We start from the raw sequence: 26,563 nt of genomic DNA, 5'->3' as shown, positions 1-26,563 counted from the left end.
GCACGTGCACCTCACCAGCATCACGCCCGACCAGCGACTTCTCGACCTCCAGCACGCCGCCTACGCCATCGAAGCCGGGATCATCGGCGACGACCGCATCCCCCCGCTCCACGAGGACCTGACGGCTCTGCGGAATGCGCCGCTCTCCTGGCTGGGCGCCTTCGACGACGAGGGAACGCTGACCGGAGCAGTCGCCTGGGAGGAGACCGCCCACCTGGTCGACATCAACCGGCTCGTCGTGGACCCCGGCGCGCTGCGGCAGGGCATCGGCCGCACGCTGGTCAAGGAGGTGCTGGCCAGGGCAGGCGGCCGTAAGGTGATCGTCTCCACCGGCCGGGACAACACGCCCGCGCGCACCCTGTACGAGCGCCTCGGGTTCACGAACACCGGTGACGCCGAGGTCATCCCGGGCCTGTGGATCACCTCATACGAGCTCTAGCTCCGCCCACAGTTCCTCCGGCACCGGCTCGGCCCACAGGGCGGCGTTGCGGCGTACCTCGTCGGCCGAGCGGGCGCCGAGCACGACGGTCGCGACGGCCGGGTGCCGCGCCGGGAAGGCCATCGCGGCCTGGGGCAGCGTGACGCCGTGCCGCCGGCAGACCTCGGCCAGCCGCCGGGCCCGTTCCAGGAGCGGCGCGGCGGCGGGCTGGTAGTCGAAGGTGCCGCCGGGCTCGTCGGTGGCCAGCATGCCGCTGTTGAAGACGCCCGCGGCCAGCACCTTGACGCCCTTGGCCGCGCAGGCCTCCAGCAGCGGCAGGCCGGAGCGGTCGAGCAGGGTGTAGCGGCCGGCCAGCATGACCACGTCGACGTCGGTGTCGCGGACGAACCTGGCGGGCGCCTGCCACTGGTTCATGCCGAGGCCGATGGCCTTGACCACGCCCTGGGCGCGCAGGTCCTCCAGCGCCGGGTACGCCTCGGCCAGCGCCTGGCCTTCGTGGGCGTCGGGGTCGTGGATCAGGGCGACGTCCACGTGGTCGAGGCCGAGGCGTACCAGGGACTCCTCGAGGGAACGGCGCACGCCGTCGCGCGAGAAGTCCCACACGCGGCGCTCGGCGGCGACGACGTCGAAGCCCCCGTCGTCCTTGGCCGGCTCTGCGGGCACCAGGCGGCGGCCGACCTTGGTCGACAGCACGTAGCCGTCGCGCCCTGCCAGGGCGGCGCCGAGGCGGCGCTCGGACAGGCCCAGGCCGTAGTGGGGCGCGGTGTCGAACAGCCGCACGCCCGCCTCCCACGCGGCGTCGACCGTGGCGCGGGCCTGCTCGTCGGTGACGGCGGTGAACAGGTTGCCGAGCGGCGCGCCGCCGAGCCCAAAGTCTGGAAATTTCATGTCATCTCCCAGACCAGGCGCAGGCCGCCCGAGTCCTTGTCGAAGTCGCCGTCGAGCAGCCTGTTCATCTTCTCCTGCCAGGCCCGGTCGGCCGGATGGTCCTTCATCGCCGCCTGGAACGCGGCGTAGTCCTCGACCTCGACCAGGTGGAACAGGTCCAGCCCCTCCCGCCAGATGCGCCAGGACCGCACGCCGTGCTCGCGCATCGCCGCCTCCAGCTCGGCCGGGATGGCCGCGTGCTCGCGGTCGTAAAGCTGCTCGGCGCCGGGTTTGAGCCGGGAGCGCAGCGCGAGCCGTTCCATCAGTCCTGAGCCTTTCCGCCGGCGATGCGGCTGATCATGAGAGCGATGAGGATGATCGCGCCGTAGACGACCGGCTGCCAGAAGCCGGAGACGCCCTTGAGCGTGAGGATGTTCTGCACCAGGCCGATCACCAGCACGCCGGTGAGCGCGCCGAGGATCGTGCCCTTGCCGCCGTCCATGCTGACGCCGCCGATGACGGCGGCGGCGAAGACCATGAAGATCCAGCCGACGCCCATGTTGCTGCCGATGGCGCCCAGGCGGCCCGTCTCCAGGATGCCCGCCAGCGCCGCCAGCATGCCGCCGATGACGAAGACGCCGAACAGGACCCGGTGCACCCGGATGCCCGCGGCGCGGGCGGCGTCGGCGTTGCCGCCGATCGCGTAGAGCGAACGGCCGGCGCGGGTGTAGCCCAGGACGAAGATGCCCACGGCGAACAGCACCCCGGCGATCCAGATCGCCGCCGGGAGCCCCAGCCACGTGACGCTGCCCAGGTAGAGGATGGAGTCGGGCAGCTGGAAGAGCGTCTTGCCCTCGGTCGGGCCGAGCAGCAGGCCGTGCACGATGATCAGCATGGCCAGCGTGACGATGAACGCCGACAGCTGGAACCTGATGATCAGGAACCCGTTGAACGCCCCGATGGCCGCGCCCACGAGCAACGCCAGCGGGATCACCAGCGCGCCCGGCAGCCCGAGCCCGAATCCGCCCGCCGCCGCGGGGATGACCAGCATCACCGCGATCGCCGGCGCGGTGCCGACCGTCGACTCCAGCGACAGGTCGAACTTCCCGGCGATCAGGATCATCGCCTCGGCCAGCACCAGCAGCGAGATCGACGCCTGCTGCTGCAGGATGTTGCTGATGTTGCCGCCGGTCAGGAAGACCGGGTCGGTGAACGCGCCCACGACGAGCAGGAGCACGATCACCGGCACGAGGGTCAGGTCGCGGAAACGGGCCAGCCGCGGCTTCGGCCCGTGGACGCCCGGTGTCACGTCCGGCTTGTAGAACGGTTTGACGCTCACTGTTCGATGCCTTCCATGACGGCCACGAGCTCGTGGTCGGTCCAGCCGCGCGGCACGTCCTTGACGATCCTGCCGTGGAACATCACCAGCACCCGGTCGCAGATCCGCAGGTCGTCGAGCTCGTCGGAGACCAGCACCGCCCCCGCGCCCCGCTCGACCGCGTCCTCGACCGCGCCCAGCAGCGCCTGCTTGGACTTCACGTCGACCCCAGCGGTGGGGTTCATGACGACCAGCGCGGTGGGGTCGTCCACGAGCGCGCGGGCGAAGACGACCTTCTGCGCGTTCCCGCCCGACAGCTCGGCGACGGGCTGATCGGGCCCGCCGGTCTTGATGTCGAGCTCTCTGATCATCTGCTTCGCCCGGGTACGGCGCCGCCCCGGCGAGACGAGGCCGAAACTGCCCAGCCTGCGCATGACCGGCATGGTGCTGTTCTCGGCCACCGACAGCAGGGGCACGAACCCTTCGTGGTGGCGGTCCTCCGGCACGAATCCGAGCCCGGCGGCCAGGAACGCGGGCACGTCGCCCGGCTTGGGCCGCCTGCCGTTGACCGTGATCCGGCCGCTGTCGGCCTTGCGCAGCCCGGCCAGCGTCTCGGCCAGGCCGATCTTGCCGCTGCTCGCCGAGCCGGCCAGGCCGACCACCTCGCCCGCGCGCACGCTCAGGCCGACGCCTTCGTAACGCCCGCGCAGGGACAGGCCCGTTGCCTCCAGGACCACCAGGTCGCCGGGCGCGCGCCGCCTGGTCTGGTGGGCGACGGCCGTGGCCTCGCCGGTCATGGCCGAGACCAGTTCGTCGTGCGGGAGCTCGGCGACCGGTCTGGTCATGACGTGCCGGGCGTCGCGGAAGACGGTGACGCTCTGGCAGATCTCGTAGACCTCGTCGAGGTGGTGGGAGATGTACATCATCGTCACGCCCTGCTCGCGCAGCGCCCGCATGCGGGTGAACAGCCGCTCGATGGCCGGGCCGTCCAGGCGGGCGGTGGGCTCGTCGAGGATGATGAACGTGGCGCCGAACGACAGCGCGCGGGCGATCTCGACGAGCTGGCGCTGCTCGACGCCGAGGTCGCCGGCCAGCGCCTCGGCGTCGACGTCCACCTCGTAGGTGGCCAGCAGGTCGCGGGCCTTGGAGCGCAGCTCGCGCCACTTGACGTAGCGGCCCTGGCGGTTGAGGAAGAGGTTCTCCGCGACCGTCAGGGCGGGGATGATCGTGGACTTCTGGTAGACGCACGCCACCCGCCGCCGCCAGGCGTCCCGGTCGGCCGGCCCGGGGGCCGCCTCACCGGCGAACAGCACCTCGCCCTCGTCGGGACGCTGGAGCCCGGTCAGGATCGACACGAGCGTGGACTTGCCCGCGCCGTTCCTGCCGACGAGCGCGTGGGTCTGGCCGGGGGCGATCTCGATGCCCGCGTTGTTCAGCGCGGTCGTGGGTCCGAAACGCTTCGTGATATTTCGGGCTTCAACGTGAAATCTCATTACTTGACCTGGTTACCCCAAAGCTTCTGGTCATCCACGTTCTCCTTGGTGACAAGCGGGGCCGGAAGCTGGTCCTCCAGGCCGTTCGGCAGCTCGATGATCGTGCTGTCGTGGTCGGTCGGGCCTGCCTTGAACGTCTTGCCCTCGGTCGCCGCCTTGGCGTAGAACAGCGCGTACTTGGCGTAGAGGTCGGCGGGCTGCGAGACCGTCGCGTCGATGTCGCCCTTGCGGATCGCCTCGAACTCCTGCGGGATGCCGTCGTTGGAGACGACGAAGACGTGCTTGGGGTCGTCCGGCGGCACAAGCAGGCCCTTGGTCTTCAGCACCTGCAGCGTCGGCGCCAGGTGGACGCCGCCCGCGTGCAGGTAGATGCCCTTGATGTCGGGGTTCTGCTCCAGCCGGGTCTGCAGCATGGACGCGGCCTTGCTGCCCTCCCACTCCGTCGGCTCGCTGAAGACCGTGATGCCGGGGAACTTGCTCTTCATGCACTCCGCGAACGCCTCGGAGCGGTCGCGGCCGTTGATCGAGCCGAGGGCGCCCTGGAGCTGGACGACCTTGCCCTTGCCGCCCAGCTTCTCGCCCAGGAACTCGCAGGCCTTGGTGCCGTACGCGCGGTTGTCGGCGCGTACCACCATGAAGACCTTGCCCTTGTCCGGGCGGGTGTCCACGGAGACGACCGGGATCTTCTTGTTCTCCAGTTGCTGGAGCGTGGTGGCGATGGCGCCGGTGTCCTGCGGGGCCATCACGATCGCCTTGGCGCCCTGGCCGGTCAGCGCCTGGACGTTGCTGACCAGCTTGGAGACGTCGTTCTGGGAGTTGGTCGGGTTCAGCTTGTCGACCTTGAGCTCGGTGGCCATCTGGTCGACGTACTTCATGTAGGAGTTCCAGAAGTCGGAGTCGGCCCTGGGGTGGTCGATGCCGACCTTGCCGGCGGCGCCCGCGGCCGGGGCGCCGCCGCCGGTCGTGCCGCATGCCGTGACGATCGTGAGAAGGGCCGCCGAGGCGACCAAGGATCCGATCTTCATGTGCCAGAGATCCTGTTCGTTGGGGGGTGTTTCCTTGGCTAGGTCGCCGGGCGCAACCTCAATCCGTGCATGCCGCCGTCGACCGCGAGCACCGTGCCCGTGGTCGCGGCGGCCTCCGGCCCGGCCAGGTAGGCGATGGCCGCGGCTACCTCCTCGGCGCTGACCAGGCGGCCCATCGGCTGCCTGGCGTTGAGCGCCCGGCGCTCGGCCTCGGGGTCGTCGGCGGCGTCGAGCAGCCTGGCCACCCAGGGGGTGTCCGCGGTGCCCGGGTTGACGCAGTTGACGCGGATGCCCTCACGGACGTGGTCGGCGGCCATCGCCAGCGTCAGCGACATGACCGCGCCCTTGGTGGCGCTGTAGAGCGCGCGGTTCGGCAGGCCCGCGGTGGCCGCGATCGAGCACGTGTTGACGATCGCGGCGTGCTCGCTCCTCCTGAGGTACGGCAGCGCCGCCCTGGCCACCCTGACCATGCCGAAGACGTTGACGTCGAAGACCTTGCGCCACTCCTCGTCAGGATTGTCCTCGATGGTGCCCTGGGCCCCGATTCCGGCGTTGTTGATCAGGACGTCGATGCCGCCGAGCCGGTCGGCCGCTTCGGCGATGGCCGCGCGTACCTGGGCGTCATCCGTCACATCAGCCTTTATCCCGATAAAAGGCTCGCCGGGCGGATTGACGTCCAGGCAGGCGACGGTCATCCCCTTCGCGGCCAGCGCGGTCGCCGCGGCCAGGCCGATGCCGGAGCCGCCGCCGGTGACGATGGCCTTGAGGCTCACTGGTCCCTCCATACTTCGCCGCCCGGATAGACGTGGGCGGCGATCGACTCGGGGTGCATCTCCGCGCTGAAACCCGGCATGGACGGCGCCACGTAGTTGCCGTTCTCGATCACGACGGGGTCGGCGAAGTGCTCGTGAAGGTGGTCCACGTACTCGATGACCCTTCCCTCCAGCGAGCCGCTCACCGCGACATAGTCGAACATCGCCAGGTGCTGCACCAGCTCACACAGCCCCACGCCGCCCGCGTGCGGGCAGACCGGCACCCCGAACTTGGCCGCGAGCAGCAGGATCGCGATGTTCTCGTTCACCCCGCCGACCCTGGCCGAGTCGAGCTGCAGGTAGGAGATGGCTCCGGCCTGCAGGAGCTGCTTGAAGACGATGCGGTTCTGCACGTGCTCGCCGGTGGCGACCGGGATCGGGCTGATGCCCCGGGCGATGGCCGCGTGGCCGAGCACGTCGTCGGGGCTGGTGGGCTCCTCGACCCAGTGGGGAGTGAACTCGCGCAGCGCGCTCACCCACGCGATGGCCGAGTCGACGTCCCAGCGCTGGTTGGCGTCGATGGCGATCGGGAAGTCGGGGCCGCAGACCTCGCGCGCGGTGCGGAACCGGCGGATGTCGTCTTCGAGGTCGGCGCCGACCTTGAGCTTGATCTGCTTGAAGCCCTGGTCGAGCGCCTCCTTGCAGAGGCGGCGGAGCTTCTCGTCGTCGTAGCCGAGCCAGCCGGGCGAGGTGGTGTAGGCGGGATAGCCGTCGGCCCGCAACTTGGCGACATGCGCGGAACGGGTCGGCTCCGCCTTCTTCAGGATCTGGAGGGCCTCGTCCGGGGTGAGGGCGTCGCTCAGGTAGCGGAAGTCGACCAGGTCCACGATCTCCTCGGGGGACATCTCGGACAACAGCCGCCAGAGCGGCTTGCCGTACCTCTTGGCCTTGAGGTCCCACAGCGCGTTGACGACGGCGGAGATCGCCATGTGCATGACGCCCTTCTCGGGCCCCAGCCACCGCAGCTGCGAGTCGTTGACCAGCTCCTTGTACAACGCCCCGAGGTCTTCGGCGTCCCTGCCGATCACATACGGCTTCAGCGCGCCGATGGCCGCCGTCTGCACGTCGTTGCCGCGCCCGATCGTGAACGCGAACCCGTGCCCCTCGAACCCGTCATCCGTCTTGATCACCACATAGGCGGCGGAGTAGTCCGGGTCCGGATTCATCGCGTCAGAGCCATCCAGCTCCCGCGAGGTCGGAAAGCGGATGTCGTGGGTCTCCATCTCCACGATCCGGTACGGCGCCGCCGTCATGCCTGGCCCACCCTCTGGCGCTGGCGGCCGAGACCGGCGATCTCCAGCTCCATGACGTCACCGGCGCGCAGATACGGCTGGCCGGGCAGCCCCAGCGCCACCCCGGCCGGAGTACCCGTGTTGACCACGTCACCCGCCTCCAGCACCATGAACTGGCTCAGATACCGGACGACCTCCGCCACGTCGAAGATCATGTTCTTGGTGTTGCCGTCCTGACGCCGCTCGCCGTTGATCCACAGGCGCATGGCCAGGTCCTGCGGGTCGCCCACCTCGTCGGCGGTGACCAGCCAGGGGCCGAGCGGGTTGAACGTCTCGCACGACTTGCCCTTGTCCCACTGACCGCCGCGCTCCAGCTGGAACTCCCGCTCCGACACGTCGTTGGAGATCGCATAGCCGGCGATCACGTCGAGCGCGGCCTCGCGGCTGTCCAGGTAGCGCGCCGTCCCGCCGATGACGACGGCGAGCTCGACCTCCCAGTCGGTCTTGACGGACCCGCGCGGCACCAGCACCTCGTCGTCGGGGCCGACCACGGTGTTGGCCGCCTTCATGAAGACGACCGGCTCCTCCGGCTCCGCGGCCCCGGACTCGGCGGCGTGGTCACGGTAGTTGAGCCCGATGCAGACGACCTTCCCGGGCCGGGCGACGGGCGCCCCGATCCGCAGGCCCTTCCCCTCGAACAACGGCAGCCGGCCGCCGTCCAGCGCGTCGCGGACGCGCGCCACTCCCCCGGAAGCGAAGAAAGCCCCGTCGATCTCGGGCTCTCCTATGTCGCGCAGGTCACCGGCGGCGTCCATCACCACCGGGCGCTCCTGGCCGACAGGTCCAACTCGCAGCAGCTTCACACCGCATCCCTAGGCTATACATCGGATGTCTCGACCTCTGATGCTCATACCAGGGTGGGGACCTGTCAAGTCGGGAGCCCTTGATACATCCGATCCGTGACCTCGGGATTTCTCGTGTTCGGGTGCAACCGGTTGCACTCCCGTGCACGATGCGTCACTCATGTCACAACCGCCACTGAGACACCCGGAAACATCGGAGGTGGCCCATTCCTTGAGTGGAAGCCAGACCTCCTACCTTGCCCGGCGTTTCGGCGGGCCGTACTCCATGAGGGTGGGTTGACTCGGCGGGCCGCGCGTAATAGAACACGTTGCAGTGCGGTGACTGACCAAGCGCTAGATCAAAGGGGTGGAGCGGGTGCTCGTTGACCTCGTTGACCAGGACCGGTACGCCGATTCTGGACCGCCACACGAACAGCTTCGATGGCTGCGTGAACATGATCCCGTTCACTGGCATCCCGGCGAACCCGGCTTCTGGGCCGTCACCCGGTACGACGACGTCGTGCACGTCTCGCGGCACTCCGAGCTGTTCTCCTCCTCGCGGCGGCTGGCGCTGTTCAACGAGATGCCGGAAGAGCAGCGGGCCATGCAGCGCCTGATGATGCTCAACCAGGACCCGCCCGAGCACACGCGGCGCCGTTCACTCGTCAACCGAGGGTTCACCCCGCGCACCATGAACGCCCTAGAACCCCACATCCGCGACATCTGCGACGACCTCCTCGACAAGTGCTCAGGCGAGGTGGACTTCGTCACCGAGATCGCCGCGCCCCTGCCTCTGTACGTGATCTGCGAGCTGCTCGGCGCGCCGGTGGCCGACCGGGACAAGGTGTTCACCTGGTCCAACAAGATGATCGGCGCCCAGGACCCCGACTACGCCGCCTCCCCCGACGAGGGCGGCGCCGCGGCCATGGAGGTCTACGCCTACGCCAACCAGCTCGCCGCCCAACGCCGCGGCGCGCCCCGCAACGACATCGTCACCAAGCTCATCCAGCCCGACGAGAACGGCGAGACGCTCGACGAGAACGAGTTCGACCTGTTCGTGCTGCTGCTGGTGGTGGCCGGGAACGAAACCACCCGCAACGCCGCGTCCGGCGGCATGCTCACCCTCTTCGACCACCCCGACCAGTGGTCCCGCCTGGTCGCCGACCCCGCCCTGTCCCGCACCGCGGCCGACGAGATCGTCCGCTGGGTCTCGCCCGTGAACCTCTTCCGCCGCACCGCCACCGCCGACCTGATGTTGTCCGGGCAGCAGATCCGCGAGAACGACAAGGTCGTCGTGTTCTACTCATCGGCCAACCGGGACTCTTCGGCGTTCGCGCAGCCCCACACCTTCGACATCGGACGTGACCCCAACCCGCACATCGGATTCGGGGGCGGCGGGGCGCACTTCTGCCTGGGGAACCATCTGGCGAAGCTGGAGCTGCGGGTGCTGTTTGAGCAGCTGGCGGTGCGGTTTCCGCGATTGCGGCAGACGGGGGAGGTGCGGCGATTGCGCTCCAACTTCATCAACGGCATCAAAGAACTACCCGTAAGACTCAACTAGCGCTCCTTCACCTCCACGAGACGCCTCACCCCCAACCCGTCACAGAGACCGCGCCCACGACTTCTGGGACACGGTGACACCGATTCTCCAGAGCGGTGGGGTGTGGGGCATGGGGCTTGAGGCGTGGGGCTGTGGGCTGTGGAAAGCCGCTGCACATCCACAGAAGAACCTACGCGCCGATGAGCGTGGCGATCTAGGGCGCGTTGGCCGTGGTCGGAGGGCTGACGCGTTCCTGACCTGCGGATACGTGGATTCCGGGGATCGCCGCGTCTCGGTTGGTCCCACTGAGTTCCGCTGAATCTGGGTGGTCACTGGCCGTACACGGGCCAGATTCCGCGGCCATTATTACAGGTCAGAGGGGGTAAGCCGGGGTTGGAACGGGCCAGTAGGGCGGCTGGTTGAAGGGGTCCCTGCGAGAGTGACCGGTGGGTTGGGGTGGCGCGTGGGTGAGGCAGGTGCCCGGCCACGTGCAGCGGCTGGGGTGTGGTCTCAGTCGGTGACGGCTCGCTTCCATGCGAGCTGCCATAGCTCTGGGTTGAGGATCGGTATGCCGTGGTGGTGCAGTTCCCATCGCGTGTCGCCGGCCGTGACGCCGCGTTCGTGGTATCTCCGGAGGACGGCTTGCCATTCGGTGGAGTCCCAGTCCATGTAGAACTCCCGGAGGGACATCGGAGACATGAAGTAGACGGCTTTGGTCGGCTCCGGAAACGCGTGGTAGGGGATCATCGGCAGGCTGTTGAGGAGTAGACAGCCGTTGATCTGACCGCGTGTCCAGCGCTGGTCCTGAAGGTGTCTCAGGAGGGCTTGCCAAGCGTCGCTGTGCCAGAGGTCGGGGAAGTTGGCGGCTGGGTCGGGGAGTTCGCCGGCGGGGATGACGTCGCGAATGGGCATGCTGTCTGTCTCCTTGGCGGCGTGAAGGAATGGAGGTACGGGACAGGGGGCCTCCGGTGCGGACGGGAGATCTGTCCGGAGGCCCCCTGCGGGGTGCTCCCTGGCGGTACCTGGCCAGGGCTTACGGCCAGCCCGTGGGGTAGAGCTAGCCGCGTAATGGCCCCGCTCCTGCGTGACGGCAGGGGTCGCCGGAGCGGGGTGGGTGCGTACTCCGTTGACCTCGCTGGGGAGTACGCGGTGCCCGGCTTCCCTCGCGCTGCCACCCGTTGCGGGGGTGGTGGGTCACCGGGGGGTTTGAGGGGCGCGTGCCTTGCTGAGTACCACCAGGACACGCGCCCCCGTCATGCCCGCCTCTCTTGGGGGATCTATCTCCCCGACCGGCCCGATTTCCGGCAAGTTGAGGCGGGGTCAGGTGGCTGGCTACGCGGGGGGTAGCAGATCAGGCAAAGGCCCTCGGCACAACGCCGCATGCAGGAGGGATGGTCGCACCGATGCCCGGTGCGGCATCGATGCACGTAGAACGGATAGTCGTCAGTGGCCTCGCGGAAGTCGTAGCCGATGCTGGACGTACCGGGTTCGCTGGGCAGCGCCAGCTGGATGGTCATTGGGGCTTCACCGCTTCGGCTCCGTACACGGCTTCGGCAAGGCGATGTGTGGGGTGCTGAGCGGCCAGCACGTCATGCCGGGCAGCGATGCGGGTAGCGGCGGTAACAGGATCATCAGCCGGAACACTCGCGTACACGGGCTGACTGCCCCGGTTGCCGTTGATCCACGTGAACCCGTTGCCGTTGCACGTGGTGGTGAGCCCTCCCCAGACCGCCACCCAAGCACACGTACGACTACTGGCCAGCAGCTCACATCTGACACCACGGGCCAGCAGTTCCACGACAAGACGCCGAGCAGCGAAATAGGGGAGAACATGATGGCTGGGCGGAAGGTCGGAGGACTCTATGGCGGAGGTCATGGTCATTCTCCGAATGTGAGTTGACTCTACGTGAGGATCTCAGTCAATCGCGGTCGACAGCGGAGCCGGAGTGCCCACTCGTTGGCGTGGAAGAAGCCAATCGTGGATCGCCAAGGAGCCAGGGGGAGCCAAGGGGGAGCCAGACGGGTGGTGGCGGACGCTCAACCCGCATATGAATAGGCTGTTGGACGCATACTTGGGCCATGACTTGCGGCGAGCTGATCAGAGAGCTTCGTGAAGCGAATGGCTGGTCACAGAGCGACCTTGCAAGCAAGCTTTGTGAAGTCGCAGCTCATGCCACCGTTACACGTGAGTTGATCTCGCGTTGGGAATGTGGTCGTCGCAAGCCAGGGAAGTTTTGGTTGAGACATCTCGCTACAGTGCTCGAAGTACCCATTTCGGCACTGGAGTCTGATCCTGTGAAACGCCGGACATTCCTCACAGACATCGCCGCTGTTGCGATAGCACCGATTGCGGCCTCGGACATCATTGAGCAAGGCTTCGCTGCTGCGCTAGGTAGGCGGCCGGGCGTGGAGCAGTGGCAGCACAAGCTAGTGGGGTACGGAAGCGACTACATGTCACTGGGTGCTGCCGAGATTCAACGTCGCCTGGCTGGAGATCTCGTGATCTTGCAGCAACAGTTGGAGACGCCGGGGTTGTGGGATGTGGCAGCGAAGCTCATGACCCTCTACGGAAAGACCTTTCCTGGTGCTGACGGTTCCAAGGCCGTTAACTGGTACATGATGGCGAGCCAGGCCGCTGATAGGTCAGGCGACGATGCGGTGCGGGTCTGGGTTCGAGGTAGAGCAGCAATCGCGCTCGGCTACGAGGGAGCGTCGCTGTCGGTCGCAGAGTCGTTCGCCAACCAGGCACTTGCAATCTCCGAAAAACCAACGCTGGGCAGGTTGAACGCTCTGGTTGGCAAGGCCCACGTGGGTGCTCTAAGGGGCGATGGGCGTGGAGCGCGTGCACTCCTCGAAGAGTCGCGGCGAGTGTTCGACATCGCCGGGTCAGACGAACAGGAATCCGACTACGCCGTACCCCTGTGGCGGATGAACGTATTCGTGAGCTTGCTCGCTGCCCGTCTTGGAGAGGAACGGATCGCGCTCGCCGCGCAGGATGAGGCGGAGAAGGCTCTGCCTCCATCACTGCCACGGTTCGCAACACATCTGGAGATGCATCGGGGCCTGATGATGGCTAGATCGGGTGATCGTGTGGGCGGGGTCGGATACGCGCGGGCGGCTCTCGATGCTCTTCCACCCGAAAAGCACAGTCTGACGCTGCGGATGCTCATGACAGAGATTGAGCACGGTTAACGTCCCCGGAGTACGGCTACGCGTGATGCGGCTCATGGTCGCTGGGAGTGTGGGGGCCTGCCAGTCTTGCCGTAGGCAACCCCGTAGGGGCAGTGGAGCGCATGCGGAGCTAGGGTGGCCGGCGCGCACGCAGCCTTGGTCACCTGCGGAAATGCGTCCCGCGGAATGGCGCCTGAAGATCTTGATGGCTGTTCGGCAAGGGTGACGGCGGGTTCGTGTAGGCGCCGCCCTGTGGTAGGACGCCTGTTGATCTTGGCAGTTGTTCGGCAATGGACTGGGCGGGGTCGTATGCGACATTCGTGCGGTGCTGGCCGCCCACGCGCCGGTGACCGGCCGCCAGGTCGCATGCTGGTGCGCGGCGGGTGCGGCCTGGGAGCGCCGCGCGGGCGGCGCGGCGCGAAGCGCCGCCCTTGACCTGCCCGTGCAACGAAAGCCTCTCAAGATCAACCTGCTGGTGGGCACCCGGACCAAGCACGAGCACAAGGACGACGCTGTCTCACCGGTCGTCGTCCCGACCCTGGTCCAGGGACAACGGATCATTGAAAAGATCAAGGGTCTGCGGTTCCAGCACGCGCACGGAGACCGGACCGCGATGCTCTGGGCGTTCTTCTCGGGGATCATGTATGCCGGGCTGCGCCCTTCGGAGTGCAAGCCCTGACCGTAGATGGCTGCTACCTCCCATGGGCGAGCTGGGGCAAGGTGACCCCCATCGGTGCCATGCCCGTTGTCGGGGCCGAGTGGACCGACGACGGCGAACGCCGCGAGCGGCGGGGGCTAAAGCACCGGAGCAAGAAGGCGGTCCGCCTCGTCCCGATTCCGCCCATGCTCGTGGCCGTTCTGCGGTGGCAACTGAGCAACCATGCCCCTGCCAGTGACGGCCGGATCGTCTACGACGGCCCCAGTGAGCGGCCCATACAGTCACATGTGTACCGGGCCGTGTGGCGGCGTGCCCGTACGGCGGCTCTGAGCGAGGCCGAGCAGGTCTCGCAGGTTGCCGGGCGTCCCTATGACCTGCGCCATTTCAACGCCTCCACGCTCATCATGGCGGGCGTAGACGTGGGACAAGTCGCGCGTCGCCTCGGCCACCCGATCTACACTCTGATGACGACCTACGCGCACTGGATCGACACTGGCGAAGATCAGGCAAACGCCATGATCCAAGTGCTGCTGAACGTGGAGGAAGCTAAGCCGCTGACCAGCCAAAACGCTGGTCACGGGCCATCCACGGGCCAACGTTTCAACGCCGTGCCCATCCCGGCGTAAAACCCCAGGTCAGCCCCTTGTCCACAGGCCAATATGCGCAATCCCCAGAACCCCGTTCGCCCCCACCACATCGAGCCCCCACAAGCCACCCTGAACCCGTGACCGACACCCTCACCACGGGTTCCCTCCTCAACCGCACCCGCCTGCTCACCCAACTGGTCCCGAGCGCCGTGGCCTGCCGCCGCACGGCCGCGCACGTCTGGGGCCTGCAAGCCATGCCCGACGGCACACGTGAAGAGGACTGGCCGGTAGAACTGGCCGTCCCGATCCACGTGGACATCCCCGGCTGTCAGTCGTACGAGCTACAGCTCCCGCCAACCGACACCACCACGATCAAGGGAATCCGCCTGACCACCCCCGAACGCACCGCACTGGACTGCGCCCGGACCCTCCCCAGAATCGACGGCATCACCATCGTCGACCAGTTCCTGAGGCGAGGCGTGAACATCGCCGGCCTCCGCACCCAGGCGACCCCCTTCCTCCACCTCCTGCAAACCCTGAGCATGGCCGACAGCGGCGCCGCCTCCCCAAGGGAAAGCCGCCTAAGAGTGGCCTTCATAGAGGCCGGCCTCCCCCGCCCCACCACCCAGATACACGTGATCCTCCCCGACTCCCGCCACGCGTACCTGGACCTCGGCTGGCCCGACTACCACCTGGCAGTCGAGTACGACGGCCGCGACCACCATTCATCCCCCAAGGACCGCACCAGAGACGCAACCCGCCGAGCAAGCTTGGAGTCCCTGGGCTGGCACATCATCCCCGTCCGCCGCGACGTGGTCCCCGTCCGCATGGGCGACCTACTGGAGCAGGTGGCCAACTCCCTCATCGAACGAGGCTGGCGCCCCCACCCAGACGAGACCACCCGCATCCTGTCCCACATCCGCACCGCCCGCCGCCACCCCAACGGCCCCCGCCCCCGCCGCAAACCGTGACGCCACAGCCCCAGAACCGCCTTCCCGCGTGCCACGGCACCAACCACCCTGCCTTCCCGCCGTGATTCCGCACTCTCCGCCACCGTGCTTACTCACCCGGCAAGCACCCTTACGAGCGCGCCAGCCACCGCGCCGGAGGCGCACGATGAAACAGCCCGAGCGCAGCGAGGACCGAGGGCGCCAGCCCGACTGGAAGCACGCGCGGAGCGAAGCGGAGCACCAATAACCAGGGCGGGCTCCAACTGCCTAACCACTTAGCCGGGCAACGGGCGGGCCACGACAAGACGACCGACCGAAGGGAGGACCTTCAGGGGTCGAGCTTCAGCTCGACTGGAGAATCGCCTGGAACCCAGACGCGCGAAGCGCGCCAGTGTGAAAGACCGTGCTTATGGCCAGGAGGAGTCTTGGTCGGGGTCGCCGCCGTTGGAGAGGAGGCGGATGTCGGATTCGACCATCATGGCGACCAGGTCGTCGAAGGAGACCGTGGGTTCCCAGCCCAGCTGTACCCGGGCCTTCTTCGGGTCTGCGCACAGCAGGTCCACCTCGGCGGGGCGGTGGAGGGTTTGGTCGCGGATGACGTACTGCTCCCAGTCCAGGCCGGCGGCGGTGAAGGCGGCTTCGACCAGTTCTCTTACCGACTTCATGCGGCCTGTGCCGATCACGTAGTCCTCTGGGGCGGCCGCCTGGAGCATCAGGTGCATCGCTCGGACGTAGTCTCCTGCGAAGCCCCAGTCGCGGCGGGCCTCCAAGTTTCCCAGCCTCAGCTCGGATGCCAAACCCAGCTTGATGCGGGCCACCCCCAGGGTGACCTTTCTGGTGACGAACTCGGCGCCCCGGCGCGGGGACTCGTGGTTGAACAGGATGCCGGAGACGGCGTACATGCCGTAGGACTCGCGGTAGTTCTGGGTGAGGAAGTGCCCGTAGGCCTTGGCCACGCCGTACGGCGAGCGGGGGTGGAAGCCGGTGCGCTCGGTCTGGGGCGTCTCGGCGACCTGGCCGAACATTTCGGAGGACGAAGCCTGATAAAAGCGCATCTGCCCGGATCGGGTATTGGAACCCCTTGAAACACCTGAACACACTCGGATGGCCTCCAGCATGCGCAGCACGCCCATACCGGTGACCTCGGCGGTCAGCTCAGCCTGCTCCCAGGACATGGGCACGAACGAGATGGCGCCCAGGTTGTAGACCTCGTCCGGCTGAACGCGTTCCACCGCCGAGATCAGCGATCCCTGGTCGAGCAGATCGCCCCGCACCACCTGAACGTCCGCGAGGAGCTTACGCATGCGCGACACCCGCGGGTTGGCCTGCCCTCTGGCCAGACCCCAGACCTCGTACCCCTGGGCGAGCAGGTGCTCCGCCAAATAGGAACCGTCCTGGCCGGTGATGCCAGTGATCAGAGCGCGCCTGGCCAACGGGTCCTCCAACTATCGCAACCACGTCCGTTGGGACGGGAATGTACAGCTATGCGTCTCGAACAGCACCAAGCCAGCTAGAACATGTTCCACCGAACTACGTTCGGTCACGCCAACGTCGCAGTTCGCGAGGGCTGCGAGCCGGGGTAGGAACAATTCCAGATGACCTACCGAATGGTAGCCTTTTCCAACTAAGGTCATCTTTCACGGTACACGCCCGTCTCAGGTGTCTACCGGCGGAGAAAGGGGTGTCCGTGAATGACACGCTGCGGATCGCGCTGTTGTCCTACCGCAGCAAGCCGACCTGCGGCGGTCAAGGTGTCTACCTTCGGCACCTGAGCCGCGAACTCGTCGCCCTCGGACACCATGTCGAGGTCTTCTCCGGCCAGCCGTACCCAGAGCTCGACGAGGGTGTGATCCTCAACAAGGTCCCGAGCCTCGACCTCTACCGCGACGAAGACCCGTTCCGGACCCCCAAACTGCACGAGTACCGCGACTGGATCGACTGGCTCGAAGTCGGGACCATGTGGACCGCGGGCTTCCCCGAGCCGCTGACCTTCACGTTGCGCGCCCACCGCGAGCTGAAGAAGCGCGTCGGCGATTTCGACGTCGTCCAGGACAACCAGACGCTCGGGTACGGCCTGCTCGGCATCCAGAAACTCTTCCCGGTCGTCGGCACCATCCACCACCCGATCAGCGTGGATCGCCGCATCGAGCTGGAGGCGGCCAAGGGCGGCAAGAAGCTGAGCATGCGCCGCTGGTACGCGTTCGTGAAGATGCAGGCCAAGGTCGCACCGCGGCTGAGCCCGATCCTGACGGTGAGCGAGTCGAGCCTGGCCGACATCCACCGCGACTTCAACGTCCCGCAGGCCAACATGCGCCTGATCCCCCTCGGCGTCGACACCCGATATTTCCACCCGAGGCCCGAAAAACCCCGGAGAAAGGGTTCGATCGTCGCCGTAGCCAGCGCCGACTCGCCCATGAAGGGCGTGTCCACCCTGCTCCGAGCCGTGGCCAAGCTGGCGACCGAACGCGACGTCAACCTGACCGTCGTCAGCAAGCCCACGCCCGGCGGCCCCACCGAGCAGCTCGTGCAGGAGCTCAGCCTCCAAGACCGCGTCACGTTCGTGCACGGCATCTCCGACGACGAGCTGGGCGAGCTGATCGCCACCTCGGAGATCTCGGTCGTCCCCTCGCTGTACGAGGGCTTCTCGCTGCCCGCCGTGGAGCACATGGCCTGCGCTACGCCGCTGGTGGCCAGCCGTACCGGAGCATTGCCCGAGGTCGTGGGCGACGCGGCCATCCAGGTGGCGCCCGGTGACCCGGAGGAGCTGGCCTCGGTGCTGCGCCGCCTGCACGACTCCCCCGAGGAGCGCGAGGCGGTGGGCAAACGCGGTTACGACCGCGTCATGGAGCGCTACACGTGGCACGTCGTCGCCAAGCGGACCGTCGAGGCCTACCGAGAGGCCATCCAGAACAGAGGAGCACGCTGACTTGCTGACCGTCGACTTCGCCAAGCTGCCCGTCGGCCCCGGAGTGCGGGTTCTCGATCTCGGTTGCGGCGGCGGCCGGCACGCCTTCGAGGTGCTGCGCAGGGGCGCCGACGTGGTCGCCTTCGACATGGACCAGGCCGAGCTGGACAACGTGGCCGCCATGTTCGTGGCGATGGACAAGGCCGGCGAGGTGCCGGTCGGCGCCGGCGGCGAGACCGTGCGGGGCACCGCGCTGGACATGCCGTTCGAGGAGGGCAGCTTCGACCGGGTGATCGCGGCCGAGGTGCTGGAGCACATCCCGGACGACATGAGCGCGATGGCGGAGATCTTCCGGGTGCTCAAGCCGGGCGGCACGGCGGCCATCACGGTGCCGAGCTTCCTGCCCGAGCGGATCTGCTGGGCGCTGGACGAGGACTACCACACGGCCCCCGGCGGACATGTCCGGATCTACACCCTGGCCGAGTTGAGCGCCAAGCTGAAGTCCACCGGGTTCGAGATCGGGCCCCATCACCATGCCCACGGGCTGCACGCGCCGTACTGGTGGATCAAGTGCGCCGTCGGCGTCAACAACGACGACCACCCCCTCGCGAAGGCCTACCACGAACTGCTCGTCTGGGACATCATGAAGCGCCCAGCCGCCACCCGCGTCGCCGAGGCCCTGCTCAACCCGCTGATCGGCAAGAGCGTCGTCCTCTACGTGCGGAAGCCCTGAGCGTGATCAGCTGGGAGCAGACCGTCCAGACCGCCCGGAGCATCGCCGCCATCCAGCAGGACGACGGCGGCGTGCCCTGGCCAGAAGGACACGTCGACGCGTGGAACCACGTCGAATGCCTGATGGCGATGGCCGTCGCCGGCCTGTCGGAGCCCGTGAACCGCGGATACGACTGGCTGATGCGCCACCAGCGACCCGACGGCTCCTGGGCGATGAAGATCCAGGACGGCGTGGCGGTCGAGCGCGGCGGCGAGTCCAACCACGCGGCGTACGCGGCCGTCGGCGCCTGGCACAACTACCTGGTCACCGGCAAGGACCCCAGCCCTCTCTGGCCGATGGTCAAGCGCGCCCTCGACTACGTGGTGGGCCTGCAGACCGCGCGCGGCGAGATCGTCTGGGAGCGTGACGCCCAGGGCCGCGCCTCCACCTACGCGCTGCTGACCGGCTGCTCCTCGATCCACCAGGGGCTGCGCTGCGGCGTCCTGCTCGCCGACCACCTCGGCGACCCGCAACCCCACTGGGAGCTGGCCGCCGACCGCCTCGCCCACGTGCTCGCCTTCCACCCGGAGGCGTTCACCGACAAAAGCCGCTTCTCCATGGACTGGTACTACCCGGTCCTCGGCGGCGCCGTCCGCGGCCGCCCGGCCTTCGAGCTGATCGACCGCGAGTGGTCCACGTTCGTGGTGCCGGGCCTCGGCATCCGCTGCGTCTCCGACCAGCCGTGGGTGACGGGCGCGGAAACCTGCGAACTGGTGCTCGCCCTCGACGCCCTGGGCGAGCGCGAGCGCGCCGTCCGCCTCTTCACCGACATGCAGCACCTACGCCACGACGACGGCTCCTACTGGACCGGCTGGCAGTTCGTCAACCGCAAGCACTTCCCGCACGAGCGCAGCGGCTACACCGCCGCCGCCACCATCCTCGCCGCCGACGCCCTGTCCGGCCTCAGCGGCGGCGCCGGCATCTTCCGCGACATTCACGCCCCCGCCTCACACACCTGTGACTGCACGCTTTCCTCGGGTTAGACCACCTTTCTCCCGTACGGCGAAGCCGCCACCCCCACCGGCGATGAGCGCAATCGGTTTTGCCGGTTCTTTGCCCCCCGAGGCGGAGCGGCAGCGGGGAATGCCGCAATGGGCTCACTAGCTTCGTGAGTGGCCGTACGAGGCGTCTTCGGGGGAAGCGTGGGCGACACGGGCACAACATCGTTCTTGGATCAGGTCACGATTGAACAGACACTGGCCCCAGCGCGTGGCCTGTGGAGGTTCCTGGAGAAAGATCCGGTCGAGTCTGACTTGGGGCGGCGACGGTTCCGGCTCAGGGCGGGCGCGGCCCCGGGGGTGCTCAGGGCGGCCGAGGAAACCTATGTGTACGGCTACAACGCGGTCATCGCCCGGGAGATCCACAAGGTCGGGCGGGTACCACTGGAGCGGCAGCCGTTCGCCTGGGAGGGCGCGGCGGCGGCCGCGACCATGCTCGACCTGATCACCATGACTCGGGGCCGGCGCCTGAACGAGCTACTTGCCGGCCCCGCCCAGCTTCACCCGCATGCCGCCCACCTGGGCGCGGGCCGCGCACACGCGTTGCTGCGCCTGCCGCCCACGTGGGGCATGCGGCGGGCCCATCCGCTGCTGCGCTGGCTGGCCATCGACGGCTACGGATTCCAGCGCAGCATGTCCAAGGCCGACCTCATGGTGGGCGAGCGGGCCATGCCGGAGCTGGCCGTACGCGCGCACTGTGCGATCTTCGACCAGGGCCTGGGGCGGCTCCTTTGGTACCACGACTGCGCCGCGCCCGACGACCTCACCGCGCACATCCACGCGTACCCGGCATCCCGCCGGGCGGACCTGTGGAGCGGCGTGGCCTTCGCCGCCGTGTACACCGGCGGCGCCGACCCCGACGAACTCGACCACCTAGCCGTCTACGCCGGCGCCGACGGCTTCCGCCAGCACGTGGCGCAGGGCGCCGCCTTCGCCTGCGCCGCCTGGCTCACCGCCGGCAGCCTCCCCGGCCACGCCGCCGAGGCCGCCCCGATCCTGACCGGCGCCCCGGCCGAGGAGGCGGCCGCCTGGACCGACGCCGCCCTCGCCTCGCTCGGCCACGACCCGCACACGCACGACGACTTCCTGACCTGGCGCGCCCAGACCCGCCGCGCGTGGGCCCGCCGCCACCGCACCGACTGACCCTCACGGAATATACCCCCCGAGGGTAGTCGTTGGGTCAGGTGAGGAGGTTGAGCAGATGTTCGACGTACACGTGATCGAGACGTCCACCCTCGGCGACCGCAGTTACCTGGTCACCGACGGAGAATCGGCCGCGGTGGTGGATCCCCAGCGGGACGTGGACCGGATCCTGGCCCTGGCCGGCGAATTGGGCGTCCAGATCACCACCGTCGCCGAGACCCACCTCCACAACGACTACGTCTCCGGCGGCCTGGAACTGTCCCGCCTGACCGGCGCGGTCTACGCGCTGGCCGACGCGGCCGACTTCCCGCACCGGGCGCTCAGCGACGGCGACACCCTGGACATCTCCCCCACACTGCGCCTGCGGGCATTGCACACCCCAGGCCACACCTTCCGCCACCTGTCGTACATCCTCGACCACGACGGCACCCCCGAGGGCGTCTTCACCGGCGGCTCGCTGCTGTTCGGCACCACCGGCCGCCCCGACCTGCTCGGCCACGAGCACGCCGAGACCCTCGCCCGCCACCAGCACGCCTCCGCGCGCAGACTCGCCGACGCCCTGCCCGACGGCGCGCGCATCTGGCCGACGCACGGGTTCGGCAGCTTCTGCGCGGTCGGTACGGCCGGCGGCGACGCCTCAACCCTCGGCCAGCAGAAACTGGCCAACCCGGCCCTGCGCCTCGCCGAGGACGCCTTCGTCACCGAGGTCCTGTCCGGCCTGGACGCCTACCCCGCCTACTACGCCCACATGGGCGCCATCAACGCCGCCAGCCCCGACCCGGTGGACCTGCGCCTGCCGGAACCCGCCACCCCCAAGGACCTGGCCCGGCGTATCGACGCCGGCGAGTGGGTCGTGGACCTGCGCTCCCGCACCGCCTACGCCGCCTCGCACCTGATCGGCACCGTCAGCCTGGGCCTGGACGGCAGCATGGCCACCTGGCTCGGCTGGCTGACCGCCCGCGGCGCCCCCATCACCTTGATCGGCGCCACCCGCGACGCGGTCGCCGAAGCCCGGCGCGAACTGGTCCGCATCGGCATCGACCACCCAGCCGCCATAGCCATAGGCACCCCGGAAACCCTGGCCACCTCAACCACCCGCGTGGGCTCAATACGCCGAGCCACCTTCACCGACCTGGCCACAGCCCTGACCACCAACACCCACACCCCAGGCACAGCGGGCACGTCAGTGGGCGAAGCGAGCGGCACGGGCGGCCTGGACGGGACAGCGCACGACCCACGAGGAGCAGGGGGCGACGCGGCGGACGGGAGGCTCGTTGTGGTGGATGTGCGGTTGGCGGGGGAATGGCGGGATGGGCATGTGGCGGGTTCGCTGAACATCCCGCTCCCCCAGCTCACCTCAAGGCTGGCCGAGATCCCGGCGGGCGAGGTCTGGGTGCACTGCGGCAGCGGCTACCGTGCCGCCGCGGCCGCGTCCCTCCTGGCGAGGGCGGGCCGTGAGGTCGTGATCATCGACGACGCGTTCGCCAGCGCCGCCGACCAAGGCGTCCCCATGGCCGCCTAAAAGCCTTAAGCCCCATGGCCGCATAGAGGCCGCAGACGGCCGTAGATGTCCCGTAGGTGGCCTAGATGCCGGGGCCGACCCGTTCCAGGACGCGCAGCGACCCCTCGCCCCCCACCTCCTTGAACGCCCCGGACGAGAGCGCCCGCAGATACACTCGATACGGTGCCTGCCCACCGCCGGAAGGGTCGGGGTAGATGTCGTGGAACACCAGCGCCCCACCCTCCATCACATGCGGCGCCCACCCCTCATAGTCAGCGGTCACCGGCTCCTCCGAGTGCCCGCCGTCGATGAACAGCAGGGCCAGCGGCGTGTTCCACAACCCGGCCACCCTCCCCGACTGCCCCACCACGGCGATCACCTCGTCCTCCAGCCCGGCGGCGGCGATGGCGGTACGGAAGGCGGGCAGCGAGTCCATCTTGCCGAAGCGCGGGTCGACCAGCGTCGGGTCGTGGTGGGCCCAGCCGGGCTGGATCTCCTCCGACCCCCGGTGATGGTCGACGGTGATCACGACGCTGCCGGTCTGGCGGGCCGCCGCGCCGAGGTAGATCGCGGACTTGCCGCAGTAGGTGCCGATCTCGCAGATGGGGCCCTGCCCTCCGTACTTCAGGGCGGCGTGGAAGAGGGCGAGCCCTTCGCCGGACGGCATGAATCCCTTGGCATGCTCGGCTGCGTAGCGCAAGTCAGGCGGCATCGTCATGGAGATGCACCCTAGTGGAACCGAACAACATTCCACTGCCCTCTTGTCGGCGATTCTGGAACCTGTTCTACTGGGCAACGTGAATCAGCGCGCGCGCATCGCGATGCCGGAAGCGGACGTCACAGCCCTCATCGAGGGCTCGCGCAAGCTCCAGCTGGCGACCATCAACCCCGATGGCACCCCGCACCTGGTGACCATGTACTACGGCCTCGACGAGGGCCGGATCGCCTTCTGGACCTACGGCAAAGCCCAGAAGGCCGTCAACCTCGCCCGCGACCCCAGGGTCAGCTGCCTGATCGAGACCGGTGACGACTACGCGGAACTGCGCGGGGTCCTCCTGTACGGCGTGGCCAAACAGGTCGGCGAGCACGAACGCGTGCTGGAGATCGGCTTGGAGATCGCCCGCCGGATGACGCCCGGCGTGCCCGACGCGGACCTGCGCCCGTACGTGGAACTGACCGGAAGAAAACGCATCGCATACGTGGTCGAGCGCACCAAAGTGGTCTCATGGGATCACAGGAGGCTCACATGAAGATCAAGGTCGACTACCTGGTATGCGAGGCGAACGCCGTATGCATGGGGCTCGCCCCTGAAGTGTTCGACGTGGACGAGGAGGACAACCTGCACGTCCTTCTCCCCGAGCCGCCAGCCGACATGCAGGACCGGGTACGGCACGCCGTACGTTCCTGCCCGAAAGCCGCCCTCTCCCTAGAGGAGTAACAGGAGGAACCCCCCATGCGCGCCGCCATTCTGCACGCTGTAGGCGACGACAAGCTCGACCTCCGCGATGACGTCACGCTGGCCCCGGTCGGGCCGACGGACGTACGCGTCCGGATCCGGGCGACCGGTGTCTGCCATTCCGACCTGTCGGCCATGTCCGGCGTGCTGCCCCAGCCGGTTCCGCTCATCCCGGGCCACGAGGGCGCCGGCGAGGTGGTCGAGGTGGGCGAGCACGTCACCTCGCTCCAGCCGGGCGACCACGTGATCATCAACTGGCGCCCGTCGTGCCAGGAATGTGCCCTGTGCCTGGGCGGCCAGCCGTACCTGTGCATGAAGTATGTGATCGAGTCCTTCTCCAAGGGCAACTTCCGCATCGGCGGCGACTCCACCGTCTTCGGCATGGCGGGCTGCGGCACCTGGGCCGAGGAGTGCGTGGTGCCGTGGCAGGGCGCGATCAAGATCGACCCGGAGGTGCCGTGGGAGGCGGCCGCGCTGATCGGGTGCGGCATCACCACGGGCGTCGGCGCGGCGCTCAACACCGCCAAGGTGCGTCCGGGCTCCACGGTCGCGGTGATCGGCTGCGGCGGCGTGGGCCTGTCGGTGATCCAGGGCGCGCGGGTCTCCGGCGCCCGCGTGATCCTGGCCGTCGACCCGCTGGAGTCCAAGCACGAACTGGCCAAGAAGGTCGGCGCCACCCACGCGGTCACCCCCGACGACCTGCCCGGCGCCGTGGCCGAGCTGACCGGCGGCAACGGTTTCGACTACGGCTTCGAGGTCGTCGGCAAGTCCGCGACCATCACCAGCGCGTGGCAGACGACCCGCGCGGGCGGCGACGTGATCGTCGTGGGCGCCGGCGCCATGGACGACATGGTGCAGATCTCCGCGTTCAGCCTGCTGTTCGAGGGCAAGAACCTGCTGTCCAGCATGTACGGCGAGGCCGACGTGCGGCATGACTTCCCCTACTTCGCCGCCCTGTACAAGGCCGGCCAGCTCGACCTGGAGTCGATGATCAGCGCCAGGATCAAGCTGGCCGACCTCAACGACGCCGTGGCCGCGCTGAAGAGCGGCGAGGTGCTACGCCAGATCGTGGTGATGGACTAGCGAGCGACGAACGAAGGGCCGGGGCGACAACCCCGGCCCTTCGGCGTGTCTTGACGTGCGCTCTCCTATAGTGCAAATTGCCATATAGGAGGTAGCCATATCATGAGAATCTTGGTTGTCGGCGCGGCCGGCCGTACCGGAAAGCATGTGCTCACCCAAGGTGTACGGCGGGGCCACGAGATCACCGCCTTCGCCCGCAGCCCCGAGAAGCTGAAAGAGCACCAAGGACTGAGCGCCGTGCACCAGGGCGACGCCCGCGACCTGGACGCGGTCCGCACGGCGGTCCAGGGGCAGGACGCGGTGATCGCCGCGGTCGGCGGGAGCGAGATCGCGCTCACCCTGATCACCGCGATGCGCGAGAGCGGCCCGCGCCGGCTGGTCATGACCAGCAGCCGGTCGGTCCCGGCGACCAGGCCGCGGCTGCCGGTGGCCCTGGCCTGGTTGTTCCTCCGCACCGCCTACGTGGACCTGGCCCGCGCGGAGGGCATGCTGCAGGCCAGCGACCTCGACTGGAGCGTGGTGCGCGGGACCATGCTCAATGACAAGCCGGCGGCCGGGCGGGTGCACGTCGACTTCGCGGCCAACGCGACGGGCGGCGCGATGCAGCTCTCGCGCGCCGATTACGCGATGGCGCTGCTCGACACGGCCGAGGACGCGGGGCTGATCGGGAAGGCGCTGGGCGTCTGCGGCCCGAAGTGAGGGCTATTCGACCACGAGGTTGACGGGGATGTTGCCGCGGGTGGCGTTGGAGTAGGGGCAGACCTGGTGGGTGGCCTCCAGCAGGGCGTGGCCGGCCTCGGCGGAGATCTCGTCGGGCAGTTCCACGCGCAGCGTGACTTCGAGGCCGAAGCCGCCGGCGCCGTTGGACACCAGGCCCACCTCGGCGGTCACGGCCACGTCGGTGACGTCGAGGTTCTGCTTCTTGGCGACGAGCTGCATGGCGCTGGCGAAGCACGCGGCATAGCCGACCGCGAACAGCTGCTCGGGGTTGGTGCCCGCGCCGGCGCCGCCGAGCTCCGTGGGCGGGGACAGCTTGACGTCCAGCTTGCCGTCCGTGGTGATGCCGCGGCCGTCGCGGCCGGAGGCGGTGCCGACGGCGGTGTACAGGGCCTTGCTCATCAGAGTGCTCCTCACGGTTGAAGACAGACAGGTCTGTCTATATATAGCTGACACTAGACAGACCTGTCTGGTAATGTCAAGGCATGACGAGTCCTGCCCGCCAGCGCATCCTGGATACCGCGACGCGGTTGTTCTATACCGAAGGCGTACGCGCGGTGGGCATCGACCGGATCATCGCCGAGGCGGGCGTGGCGAAGGCGACCTTCTACCATCACTTCCCGGCCAAGGACGAGCTGGTCACCGCGTACGTGGAGGACCAGGGGCAGCGGCAGCGGGCGTTGGCCGACGAACTGCCGGAAGGGCCGGGCCGTGAGCGGCTGCTGACGCTGTTCGAGCGGATGGGCGAGTTCGGGAGCCTGCCCGGCTACCGGGGCTGCCCGTTCATCAACGCGGCGGCCGAATATCCCGACCGATCCCACCCGGTACGCAAGGCCGTGGCCGCCTTCCGGGAGTGGTTCCGCGACCTGATGCTCAGCCTGCTCAAGGACGCCCGGCACCCCACCCCGGAGGAGACCGCCGACATCCTCATGATCGTGCGCGACGGGGTGGCCGTGGGCTTCGACCTCGACGACCCGGCCGTGGTCCGCGCCTCGATCCGCGAGACCGTCACCCGCGTGCTCGGCCCGGCGCAGGAGCTCAGCTGAGCGACCGG

General features: G+C 68.4%; 29 protein-coding genes. 16 read left to right on the top strand and 13 right to left on the bottom strand.

What is annotated here, in order from left to right; genetic code table 11:
- The first annotated feature begins 4 nt into the window (after positions 1–4).
- Entirely contained in the window at positions 5–439 is a 435-nt protein-coding gene (locus HNR40_RS55590) for a GNAT family N-acetyltransferase (protein ID WP_184972637.1), read from the top strand.
- Here HNR40_RS55590 and HNR40_RS44380 read toward each other — a convergent pair.
- The 8 genes from HNR40_RS44380 to HNR40_RS44345 are packed head-to-tail and all read right to left on the bottom strand — an operon-like array spanning position 425 to position 8,049.
- Positions 425–1,327, bottom strand: a complete 903-nt coding sequence (locus tag HNR40_RS44380) for an aldo/keto reductase (protein WP_184972635.1) — start codon at positions 1,325–1,327, stop codon at positions 425–427. The two genes, HNR40_RS55590 and HNR40_RS44380, sit on opposite strands and share 15 nt — an antisense overlap.
- Entirely contained in the window at positions 1,324–1,629 is a 306-nt protein-coding gene (locus tag HNR40_RS44375; RefSeq protein ID WP_184972633.1) for an L-rhamnose mutarotase, read from the bottom strand. The genes HNR40_RS44380 and HNR40_RS44375 overlap by 4 nt, the downstream gene beginning before the upstream one ends.
- Positions 1,629–2,645 carry an ABC transporter permease gene (locus HNR40_RS44370; RefSeq protein WP_312896762.1) on the bottom strand — a complete coding sequence of 339 codons (1,017 nt, stop codon included), beginning with the start codon at positions 2,643–2,645 and terminating at the stop codon, positions 1,629–1,631. The genes HNR40_RS44375 and HNR40_RS44370 overlap by 1 nt, the downstream gene beginning before the upstream one ends.
- Positions 2,642–4,117, bottom strand: a complete 1,476-nt coding sequence (locus HNR40_RS44365) for a sugar ABC transporter ATP-binding protein (RefSeq protein WP_184972631.1) — start codon at positions 4,115–4,117, stop codon at positions 2,642–2,644. Before HNR40_RS44365 ends, HNR40_RS44370 begins: the two co-directional genes overlap by 4 nt.
- Complete coding sequence (locus HNR40_RS44360; RefSeq protein ID WP_184972629.1) at positions 4,117–5,142, bottom strand: sugar ABC transporter substrate-binding protein; 1,026 nt, start codon at positions 5,140–5,142, stop codon at positions 4,117–4,119. Before HNR40_RS44360 ends, HNR40_RS44365 begins: the two co-directional genes overlap by 1 nt.
- Before the next feature lie 38 nt (positions 5,143–5,180).
- A complete protein-coding gene (locus tag HNR40_RS44355; protein WP_312896761.1) occupies positions 5,181–5,915 on the bottom strand; it encodes an SDR family NAD(P)-dependent oxidoreductase in 735 nt (244 codons plus the stop codon).
- Entirely contained in the window at positions 5,912–7,207 is a 1,296-nt protein-coding gene (locus HNR40_RS44350) for an L-fuconate dehydratase (protein ID WP_184972625.1), read from the bottom strand. Before HNR40_RS44350 ends, HNR40_RS44355 begins: the two co-directional genes overlap by 4 nt.
- A complete protein-coding gene (locus HNR40_RS44345) occupies positions 7,204–8,049 on the bottom strand; it encodes a fumarylacetoacetate hydrolase family protein (protein ID WP_184972623.1) in 846 nt (281 codons plus the stop codon). The genes HNR40_RS44350 and HNR40_RS44345 overlap by 4 nt, the downstream gene beginning before the upstream one ends.
- A gap of 355 nt (positions 8,050–8,404) precedes the next feature.
- On the opposite strand from HNR40_RS44345, the gene HNR40_RS57635 reads away from it, so the two are divergent.
- The gene (locus HNR40_RS57635; protein WP_184972622.1) at positions 8,405–9,589 is read left to right on the top strand and encodes a cytochrome P450; all 1,185 of its coding nucleotides are present in this window, start codon (positions 8,405–8,407) and stop codon (positions 9,587–9,589) included.
- 489 nt (positions 9,590–10,078) lie between these two features.
- Here HNR40_RS57635 and HNR40_RS44335 read toward each other — a convergent pair whose 3' ends face one another.
- Entirely contained in the window at positions 10,079–10,480 is a 402-nt protein-coding gene (locus tag HNR40_RS44335) for a hypothetical protein (RefSeq protein ID WP_184972620.1), read from the bottom strand.
- A gap of 601 nt (positions 10,481–11,081) precedes the next feature.
- Complete coding sequence (locus HNR40_RS44330) at positions 11,082–11,450, bottom strand: hypothetical protein (protein WP_184972618.1); 369 nt, start codon at positions 11,448–11,450, stop codon at positions 11,082–11,084.
- Between the two features lie 197 nt (positions 11,451–11,647).
- Between HNR40_RS44330 and HNR40_RS44325 the strand changes: the two genes are divergently transcribed.
- The 4 genes from HNR40_RS44325 (at position 11,648) to HNR40_RS57630 (ending at position 14,955) form a co-directional block, all read left to right on the top strand.
- Positions 11,648–12,760: a helix-turn-helix domain-containing protein gene (locus HNR40_RS44325; protein WP_184972616.1), complete on the top strand. Its 1,113-nt coding sequence runs from the start codon at positions 11,648–11,650 to the stop codon at positions 12,758–12,760.
- Between the two features lie 259 nt (positions 12,761–13,019).
- Positions 13,020–13,418: a hypothetical protein gene (locus tag HNR40_RS44320; RefSeq protein WP_184972615.1), complete on the top strand. Its 399-nt coding sequence runs from the start codon at positions 13,020–13,022 to the stop codon at positions 13,416–13,418.
- Between the two features lie 41 nt (positions 13,419–13,459).
- Positions 13,460–14,023 (top strand): tyrosine-type recombinase/integrase, encoded by a 564-nt coding sequence (locus HNR40_RS44315; protein ID WP_184972613.1) that lies wholly within the window; start codon positions 13,460–13,462, stop codon positions 14,021–14,023.
- A 98-nt stretch (positions 14,024–14,121) separates the two neighbouring features.
- Complete coding sequence (locus HNR40_RS57630; RefSeq protein WP_184972611.1) at positions 14,122–14,955, top strand: type IV toxin-antitoxin system AbiEi family antitoxin; 834 nt, start codon at positions 14,122–14,124, stop codon at positions 14,953–14,955.
- 386 nt (positions 14,956–15,341) lie between these two features.
- On the opposite strand, the gene HNR40_RS44305 is transcribed toward HNR40_RS57630, so the two are convergent.
- On the bottom strand, positions 15,342–16,367 hold the full coding sequence (locus HNR40_RS44305) for a GDP-mannose 4,6-dehydratase (RefSeq protein ID WP_184972609.1): 1,026 nt from the start codon (positions 16,365–16,367) through the stop codon (positions 15,342–15,344).
- A gap of 248 nt (positions 16,368–16,615) precedes the next feature.
- Here HNR40_RS44305 and HNR40_RS44300 point away from each other — a divergent pair, with 248 nt between their 5' ends.
- The 5 genes from HNR40_RS44300 to HNR40_RS44280 all read left to right on the top strand — a co-directional run bounded on the left by HNR40_RS44300 (position 16,616) and on the right by HNR40_RS44280 (position 22,274).
- Positions 16,616–17,860, top strand: a complete 1,245-nt coding sequence (locus HNR40_RS44300; RefSeq protein WP_184972607.1) for a glycosyltransferase family 4 protein — start codon at positions 16,616–16,618, stop codon at positions 17,858–17,860.
- Position 17,861: 1 nt separating this feature from the next.
- The gene (locus tag HNR40_RS44295; protein ID WP_184972605.1) at positions 17,862–18,572 is read left to right on the top strand and encodes a class I SAM-dependent methyltransferase; all 711 of its coding nucleotides are present in this window, start codon (positions 17,862–17,864) and stop codon (positions 18,570–18,572) included.
- A 2-nt stretch (positions 18,573–18,574) separates the two neighbouring features.
- A complete protein-coding gene (locus HNR40_RS44290) occupies positions 18,575–19,594 on the top strand; it encodes a prenyltransferase (protein WP_312896760.1) in 1,020 nt (339 codons plus the stop codon).
- Positions 19,595–19,723: 129 nt separating this feature from the next.
- Positions 19,724–20,752 (top strand): DUF1702 family protein, encoded by a 1,029-nt coding sequence (locus HNR40_RS44285; RefSeq protein ID WP_312896759.1) that lies wholly within the window; start codon positions 19,724–19,726, stop codon positions 20,750–20,752.
- A gap of 58 nt (positions 20,753–20,810) precedes the next feature.
- A complete protein-coding gene (locus tag HNR40_RS44280) occupies positions 20,811–22,274 on the top strand; it encodes an MBL fold metallo-hydrolase (protein WP_184972601.1) in 1,464 nt (487 codons plus the stop codon).
- A 61-nt stretch (positions 22,275–22,335) separates the two neighbouring features.
- Here the strand turns inward: HNR40_RS44280 and HNR40_RS44275 are convergent, their stop codons facing one another.
- Entirely contained in the window at positions 22,336–22,965 is a 630-nt protein-coding gene (locus HNR40_RS44275) for a class I SAM-dependent methyltransferase (RefSeq protein ID WP_184972758.1), read from the bottom strand.
- Between the two features lie 85 nt (positions 22,966–23,050).
- Between HNR40_RS44275 and HNR40_RS44270 the strand changes: the two genes are divergently transcribed.
- From HNR40_RS44270 to HNR40_RS44255, 4 genes are all read left to right on the top strand, one after another.
- Entirely contained in the window at positions 23,051–23,503 is a 453-nt protein-coding gene (locus HNR40_RS44270; RefSeq protein ID WP_184972599.1) for a pyridoxamine 5'-phosphate oxidase family protein, read from the top strand.
- Positions 23,500–23,691: a ferredoxin gene (locus HNR40_RS44265; protein ID WP_184972597.1), complete on the top strand. Its 192-nt coding sequence runs from the start codon at positions 23,500–23,502 to the stop codon at positions 23,689–23,691. Before HNR40_RS44270 ends, HNR40_RS44265 begins: the two co-directional genes overlap by 4 nt.
- A gap of 15 nt (positions 23,692–23,706) precedes the next feature.
- On the top strand, positions 23,707–24,792 hold the full coding sequence (locus HNR40_RS44260; protein ID WP_184972595.1) for a Zn-dependent alcohol dehydrogenase: 1,086 nt from the start codon (positions 23,707–23,709) through the stop codon (positions 24,790–24,792).
- A gap of 102 nt (positions 24,793–24,894) precedes the next feature.
- Positions 24,895–25,491 carry an NAD(P)-dependent oxidoreductase gene (locus HNR40_RS44255; protein WP_184972593.1) on the top strand — a complete coding sequence of 199 codons (597 nt, stop codon included), beginning with the start codon at positions 24,895–24,897 and terminating at the stop codon, positions 25,489–25,491.
- A gap of 3 nt (positions 25,492–25,494) precedes the next feature.
- Here the strand turns inward: HNR40_RS44255 and HNR40_RS44250 are convergent, their stop codons facing one another.
- On the bottom strand, positions 25,495–25,911 hold the full coding sequence (locus tag HNR40_RS44250) for an organic hydroperoxide resistance protein (RefSeq protein WP_184972591.1): 417 nt from the start codon (positions 25,909–25,911) through the stop codon (positions 25,495–25,497).
- An 83-nt stretch (positions 25,912–25,994) separates the two neighbouring features.
- On the opposite strand from HNR40_RS44250, the gene HNR40_RS44245 reads away from it, so the two are divergent.
- Positions 25,995–26,555, top strand: a complete 561-nt coding sequence (locus tag HNR40_RS44245; protein ID WP_184972589.1) for a TetR/AcrR family transcriptional regulator — start codon at positions 25,995–25,997, stop codon at positions 26,553–26,555.
- The last annotated feature ends 8 nt before the right edge of the window (positions 26,556–26,563 follow it).

The sequence above is a fragment of the Nonomuraea endophytica genome, from assembly GCF_014203235.1.
Lineage (GTDB): Bacteria > Actinomycetota > Actinomycetes > Streptosporangiales > Streptosporangiaceae > Nonomuraea > Nonomuraea endophytica.
Note: the sequence above shows the minus strand (reverse complement) of the source record. Positions and strands in the feature narration are given on the sequence as shown.